This window comes from Pseudomonas sp. FW305-3-2-15-C-LB1 (genome assembly GCF_058787615.1).
Map to the genome: position 1 here is coordinate 22,974 of NZ_JBYSZX010000031.1, position 6,670 is coordinate 29,643.

Genomic DNA, 6,670 nt, shown 5'->3' on the forward strand with positions numbered 1-6,670 from the left:
CCCCTCACACCAGCTTCAATGCCCACATTGCTCTATCGGACCACCCCGATGAGGTCAAGCCGAGCTTTTGGCCGTGGTTATCCACCGATCCGCTGACTGCCACCACCGAATGGGTATTGTCAGCGAGCGTGCCAATGGCGCCTTTGGCCAACTCTTGAGCAGTGCTCTGCCGCACGTAGGCAGACAACCCCAACCTGCGCAACGCCTGGCCTGGCGCTTCTCCATCGTTCAACGAGTGCATGGCGTCCTCGAAACTGCGGCCAGCACGCATGTCGTTGTTCTCCATTTGCGCACGCTTGGCGCTGACGGCATACAAGAAATTGGCATCATCCTTGAGCGCCTGGTCAGAACCTTCCAGTTTTGACCCATGCTCGGCCTTGCGCCGCTCTTCATGGCTCAGAAACACCTTGTAGCCATCACGCATGATCACCTCAAAACCACCGGGTACAGCGCTGATACTTTTGTAAATGCCCGCGGGATTCTGACCAAACCTCATCATCGCGACTTTGATCGCCGACACCGTGACACAATTACCTGCGGCACCTTGATAAAAGCCGCTCCATATATTCTTGGGTTTCATGCCCACCGGCATCTGTGAAACAACCGTGTTACTGCCATTCGGCGAAGCCGTATCGGGTTGGGTTTTGTCGTTGAACAAACGGTAGCCGTACCCGCGGTCAACACGGCGTCTATCGTTGTAGTCGTGCCTGACGCCATCGAGAACAAACGCACTGCCTCGGCTATGCGTCTCGAGTACACCCGCCTTCCCATCACCCACCATCTGATGTGCCGGAACATATTGCGACAGCCCGTACACACCCATGCCCTGCAGCCCTCGCAGCGTCGTCTCACCCTGCAGAGTGTCAGCCAGAGCCTCCTCAAAGCGGGGATAGCCGTCCATCACCTGCTTGCGCTTAACATAGGCGGCGAGCGCGACGTTGGCGCTGTCGACTGCGTCGCTGTCTGCGCCGGTGAAACGGGAGGCGCGCCTTGTCTGTTCGAGTTCGTGGTGGGAAATCTTTCCCTTGAACTCATCCTTCATGGTGAAGGCATACCCCCCGGCAGCCGGTGCGAACCGGGCAAACATGTCTTCAGGTCTTGGCCCAAAGGTTGCCATCATCATCTTGATGACCGCCGCAAGGGTGCTGGTATCAAAGTTCTCGCCAAAATGCCGCCGAGAAGCCTCAAAGCCGACGCCCTTTGCGGTCGGTTTGGCAACCGCCTGCTCCGTAGCGTGGGTAACGTGCCTGTAGTCCGGTGAATTTCCCCAGCCGACAGGAGGAGCAAAGACAGCAAAGGTCATAAACCCTCCGAAACCAAATTGAATGAGTGAAAAAACGCTGCCCCCAACCAGCCCTCCCCAATCGCACCTGCGATCGGGGAGGCTGGATCCCTCATCAAGCGTTTAAGACGAGCCGGGGGACATCAAGACTCGTCTGCACCTCAGGCCCTTATCCCTTCCAATCGAGGATTCATGACCCTGCGAGGGGCGGTGGGGTTTTTCACTTCTACAGTTGGCTCTGCATCAACCTTGTCCGAAGTTTGTGGCTCTGGAGTGAGCGGCACCTGAACCTTCGGCTCAGTTTCGACCTTTACCTCGACCTTATGCTCTGGGGCAGGCGGCACCTGTACCTTCGGTTCAGCCTCGACCTTCACCTCGACCTTGTGCTCTGGGGGGGGCGGCGTCTGGACCTTCGGCTCTGCACCGACCGCTACCTCAGCCTTTTGCTCCCCCTTCGACTCGCTATTCACCTTGGGTTCAGTACCCACTCTCGCCTCTGCCGTCGACTGAGAAATGGTCTTTACTTCCGCCTCCGGCTGCGAATCCACTGTCACACGCGTCGACTGCTTCGGGGTGATGTCACGGATTGATACTGGCTGGTTCTCCCCCCACCCCTCCGAACTGATCCGCACGTTGACACCGGCCTCCACACGCACCCTGAACTGTTTGCCGTCCTGAGGTGTAACGCTCACTTGCGTACTGCCATCTGGCATGACCTGCACTTGGGCATCACTACCCGACGTACTCACCTGCGCTTCACTGCCAACTTTGCCCTGAACGCTCTTTCCGACAGTCTCCGCCGACGAACTATTGCTAAAACCAGTGATTTTCATCTGCGCGCCGGCATTAACGTTACCCTTATTGCCGGTAGTCACGCTGGTCGATTTAGTATCGCCTGCCGCGTTGACTTCTGCGCCGGTGTTGCCATCAGGATTTACTTGAGCGTCCTCACCCACAGCGACTGTTACCGTTTTATTACTATTACCCGTAGCCTTTACTTGCGTGGAGGCATCCGCGTAAGCATTTACGTTACGGTCCTTAGCCGCGATGACCGATCTCGATGTATGATCACCAGCAGTCTTCACTTGCGTGGAGGCATCCGCATCAGCATTTACCTTACTGTCCTTAGTCGCGATGACCGTTTTCAATGTATTATCACCAGCAGTCTTCACTTGCACGGAGCCATCAGCACCAACATTGACTTTAGCGCCCTTACCCGCAGTGACTGTCGAGTTATTATTGCCGCCAGCAGTCTTCACATCCGTGGAGCCATCTGCATTGGTACTCACATTCTTAATACCGGCGGAGACACGTTCACTGTTCTTGGCAAAAGGTAACGGCTCCCCTTTGGAATTCACCCCGCCCTCCACAGACACTTCAATACCACTCTCCGCCTTGGCTGCATGCGGTACTACTGTCGCGGCGTGAGAACTGAATCCCCTGCCGGACAACAGGCTGCGCATGGCTTTGAAGACCAGATCAAACATCTCAAATAATTTTTCCAGCGCATCAGAGTTAACGGAAATCTCCTTCGCCCCCGTTGCAGTCTGATTAACGTCTCGTGCAGCCCCTTTAATACCGCTATCCGTAGCAAGCGTGCTAGCGCGTTCAACATCTTTCACAGCACCGGTCGAATTTTGGCTCACCGACTGGAGTTCCGGAACAAAAACCTTAGGAGTGCCAAGCGATACATTGGACATCTTGTAACCTCATGATTAGTTATGTGCTGCCTCGAAGCATTTGAAAATCCGGACAGCAATTAATGTAAAACTGGAAACAATCATCATCTCGCAGTCCCTATTTTCGTGGACCGAAACGCAATCAAGTTCCAACAATCCGACCTCACAAAAGGCAAACAAAATTAAAAATCAGATTTCAGCCTATGGCTATTCAAGAAACCGCTCTAAATCCACTGCGCCAGCGAGTATTTCATGGACAAACAAGGTAACAACCAAGCCCAAATCTAAAATAATGAAACCATTTACTCCAGCAAGATTTCACACGTATGTTAATTGCGCACAAGCGCGTATCAGAAGTTAATAAAACTGTATTTTTCCTGAAAAATTAAGGTATCAATCAAATAACTGCATACATTCAGAACACGCTATCACCCTCGATAAACATTAATGCTGCCCCCCTGAAAATCCGGAACTTTCACTTAAACACCGCCAAAAAAAAGGGCGCCAAGGGCGCCCATTTATCGATGCGTTTGAAAACTTATTAAATATCAACGCTATTTTTCAGCGCCGTCACTCATTGACTGTCTACCGGCACCATACCGAGCAAACGGCTCACTTGGGCCAGCTCGGTTTCCCGACGCATCGCCGTAAACAGCTCCACCGCTTCCGGATAGTTGCGCGTGAGCATCGCCAGCCACTGCTTCAATCGACCTGGCGCCTGTCGCTCGGTCAGTTGCGCCACCGACTGGGTCCAGAAGTCCTGGAGCAGGGGCTGCATCTGCGCCCATGTCATTTCGACCACCTCCTCACCCGCCCGCGCCGCAGCGATCTGCCGCGCCAGGTCCGGGCGCGCCACCAGGCCCCGACCCAGCATGATGTCTTCGGCACCGGTGATTTCACGGCAACGCTTCCAGTCTTCGACACTCCAGATATCGCCATTGGCGAACACCGGCACCTTGACCACATCCTGCACACGCGGGATCCACTCCCAGTGCGCCGGTGGCTTGTAGCCGTCGGTCTTGGTACGCGCATGCACCACGATATGCGCCGCGCCGCCTTCCGCCAGGGCGGTGGCGCAGACCAGGGCGCCGTCCGGGCTATCGAAACCCAGGCGCATCTTGGCAGTCACCGGGATGTGCGCCGGCACAGCACGGCGCACGTGCTCGACGATCTGGTTGAGCAACTCCGGCTCCTTGAGCAGCACCGCACCGCCACGGGACTTGTTGACGGTCTTGGCCGGGCAGCCGAAGTTGAGGTCGATGACCTGCGAACCGAGCTCACACGCCAGCGCAGCGTTTTCCGCCAGGCACACCGGATCAGAGCCGAGCAATTGCACGCGCAGCGGCACACCGGCAGCGGTGTGGGCCCCCTGCAACAGTTCCGGGGCGAGTTTGTGGAAATACGCCGGGGTGAGCAGGCGGTCGTTGACGCGGATGAACTCGGTCACGCACCAGTCGATACCACCGACACGGGTCAGCACGTCCCGCAGGATGTTGTCGACCAACCCCTCCATGGGCGCCAAAGCAATTTGCATGGAAAACACTCAACAAAAATCGTGGCGCAGTTTACTGGGTTTCCCACAGCAACCGTTAACCCCCTGTCAGGGCGGGGCCATAACCGTCGAGGAATTCGGCCGGCATGCGCTTGGGCTTGCCGGTGGACAGTTCAATGCAGACGAAGGTGGTTTGCGCACGTAGCAGGGTCGCGCCGTCACGGGGGCGGACCAGTTGGAAGCGCCGGGTCATCTTCAGGCGCTGGTCCCAGTCGACGATCCAGGTGGCCAGTTGCAGCTCGTCGCCTTCATAACCGGCGGCCAGGTAGTCGATCTCATGACGCACCACGGCCATCGCGCGGTCCAGGCGACGATATTCGGTCAGGTCCAGGCCCAGGCGCTGGGAGTGGCGCCAGGCGCAGCGCTCCAGCCAGGACACGTACACCGCGTTATTGGCGTGCCCCAGGCCGTCGATGTCTTCAGGCGCGACCTGCAGATCGATGATGAACGGCGTTGCCAAATCCCAGCCCATGCCTTGCTCCCAGTCGATTAATGTCGGCGGGGAGAGTGTATCAGGCGCTTTGCCGCTCCTGTAGACAACGGCCGGCCAGCAACGCCAGTACAGCGTCGATCACACGCGGATCGGCCAGGACTTTCTGGTGACCGCCCTGCTCCAGGCGTAGCAAGCGGCTGTCGAACCAGGCCTCGTGGATGGCTTGCGAGGCTTTGACCGGAACGAAGGTGTCGTCTTCGGCGTGCACGATCAGGCCGGGAATATTCATCTGGTAATGCGCCACGTCCAGGTGTTTGAGCGGCATTCCGAAAGTCAACTCGACCTCCTGGATAAACGCCGAACGCGCCCGCGCTGGCAAACCGACCATCCTGGTAAAGCCGCGCAGCACATCCAGAAAACGCGACGGCGCGGCGATACTCACCAATGCCTCGGTGCGCAGCCCCAACTGCACCGCCAGCATCGCACTGGCGCCGCCCATGGAATGGCCAATTACGGCGTGCAGCGGTGGCAACTCGGCGGCAGCTTCAAGCATGGCGCGGGCAAACAGCAGCACATGGGCTTCACGACCCGGCGAACGGCCATGGGCGGGGCCATCAAGGGCAATCACGGAATAACCGTTGTCGACCAATGCGCTGATCAAGCTGGCAAATTGGGTAGGACGCCCTTCCCAACCGTGCATCAGCAACACCGCCGGCCCCTGGCCCCAGCGCAACGCGGACAAGCCGAAACGCAGGGTGATGCGCTCCGATTGCGCCAGCAGCGGCAGTTCCCAGTCACGCGGCGGCAGCTCGCGGGGCGTCATGAAGGCACGACGCATTCGGTTGGCCACCGTTTGCGGCACCAGGTGGCCCAGCGTGCTGTTGAAGCGACGAACCCAGGTAAGCGTGCCCATCATGCAGCCCTCTTCTAGCGCACGGCCGACTTGGCGGCGCGCAGCACACGGTCAGACAACTCACCCGGCCCCAAGGCGCGGGCCAGGGCCAGGCCACCGATCATCAGTGCCATGTCAGCCAGGGCTTTGTCGGTGTCTTCGGGGCTGGCAGCCAACTGCGCAGCCATCAGCTCACAGTGCTCGTTCAACGCCTGGCGGAACTCATCCGGCAGGCGGCTCATCTCGCCGACCGTGGCGGGAATCGGGCAAGCCTGGGCAGTGGAGTCGCGGTGCTTGCGCGACAGGTAGAACGCCGCCACCAGGCTTCTGCGCTCCTCTCCGGTCAGCTGCGAGTCCATGTCATCAATCGACGCTCGACGCTTGGCCAGCAACTGGGTGAAGGCCTCCAGCATCAGCGCGTCCTTGCTTTCGAAGTGCGCGTAGAAACCACCGACGGTCAGCCCCGCCGCGCCCATCACTTCGCCCACACTCGGTTCAGCCGGGCCACGCTGGATCAGCGCGGCGCTGGCGGCCTGCAAAATGCGTTCGCGGGTTTGCGCTTTTTTATCGCTCATCATCGCCTCCGATGTTCATGGGTTGAATATTATTACCATAATAATATTTGGCAAGCGACGGGCATGACCGCTGGTCAGAAGAAAAGTAGGAAAGGAAAAAGAATTGGCCAAACGGCAGACAAACAAAAGGGCCATTCAATAATTGAATGACCCTTAAAAATCCCGCAGAGCGGGTAATCGTGGCGTCCCCTAGGGGACTCGAACCCCTGTTACCGCCGTGAAAGGGCGGTGTCCTAGGCCACTAGACGAAGGGGACA

General features: G+C 57.9%; 6 protein-coding genes and 1 tRNA gene. All 7 read right to left on the minus strand.

Annotation, left to right across the window (positions count from 1 at the left end):
• Positions 1 to 4: 4 nt before the first annotated feature.
• Positions 5 to 1,303 (minus strand): hypothetical protein, encoded by a 1,299-nt coding sequence (locus AC3WP7_RS29570; RefSeq protein WP_102592751.1) that lies wholly within the window; start codon positions 1,301 to 1,303, stop codon positions 5 to 7.
• Between the two features lie 140 nt (positions 1,304 to 1,443).
• The gene (locus AC3WP7_RS29575; protein WP_102592752.1) at positions 1,444 to 2,982 is read right to left on the minus strand and encodes a hypothetical protein; all 1,539 of its coding nucleotides are present in this window, start codon (positions 2,980 to 2,982) and stop codon (positions 1,444 to 1,446) included.
• A 553-nt stretch (positions 2,983 to 3,535) separates the two neighbouring features.
• A complete protein-coding gene (locus AC3WP7_RS29580) occupies positions 3,536 to 4,495 on the minus strand; it encodes a tRNA dihydrouridine synthase (protein WP_092250323.1) in 960 nt (319 codons plus the stop codon).
• 55 nt (positions 4,496 to 4,550) lie between these two features.
• On the minus strand, positions 4,551 to 4,985 hold the full coding sequence (locus AC3WP7_RS29585; RefSeq protein WP_033901813.1) for an acyl-CoA thioesterase: 435 nt from the start codon (positions 4,983 to 4,985) through the stop codon (positions 4,551 to 4,553).
• 40 nt (positions 4,986 to 5,025) lie between these two features.
• Positions 5,026 to 5,859 carry an alpha/beta hydrolase gene (locus AC3WP7_RS29590; protein WP_092250500.1) on the minus strand — a complete coding sequence of 278 codons (834 nt, stop codon included), beginning with the start codon at positions 5,857 to 5,859 and terminating at the stop codon, positions 5,026 to 5,028.
• 14 nt (positions 5,860 to 5,873) lie between these two features.
• Complete coding sequence (locus AC3WP7_RS29595; RefSeq protein WP_058426896.1) at positions 5,874 to 6,413, minus strand: TetR/AcrR family transcriptional regulator; 540 nt, start codon at positions 6,411 to 6,413, stop codon at positions 5,874 to 5,876.
• A gap of 180 nt (positions 6,414 to 6,593) precedes the next feature.
• Positions 6,594 to 6,669: transfer RNA gene (locus AC3WP7_RS29600), tRNA-Glu, on the minus strand.
• Position 6,670 lies beyond the last annotated feature (1 nt).

Coding starts and splice junctions, on each gene's coding strand:
- AC3WP7_RS29570 (WP_102592751.1), bottom strand. CDS start 1,303: ATGACCTTTGCTGTCTTTGCTCCTCCTGTCGGCTGGGGAAATTCACCG.
- AC3WP7_RS29575 (WP_102592752.1), bottom strand. CDS start 2,982: ATGTCCAATGTATCGCTTGGCACTCCTAAGGTTTTTGTTCCGGAACTC.
- AC3WP7_RS29580 (WP_092250323.1), bottom strand. CDS start 4,495: ATGCAAATTGCTTTGGCGCCCATGGAGGGGTTGGTCGACAACATCCTG.
- AC3WP7_RS29585 (WP_033901813.1), bottom strand. CDS start 4,985: ATGGGCTGGGATTTGGCAACGCCGTTCATCATCGATCTGCAGGTCGCG.
- AC3WP7_RS29590 (WP_092250500.1), bottom strand. CDS start 5,859: ATGGGCACGCTTACCTGGGTTCGTCGCTTCAACAGCACGCTGGGCCAC.
- AC3WP7_RS29595 (WP_058426896.1), bottom strand. CDS start 6,413: ATGAGCGATAAAAAAGCGCAAACCCGCGAACGCATTTTGCAGGCCGCC.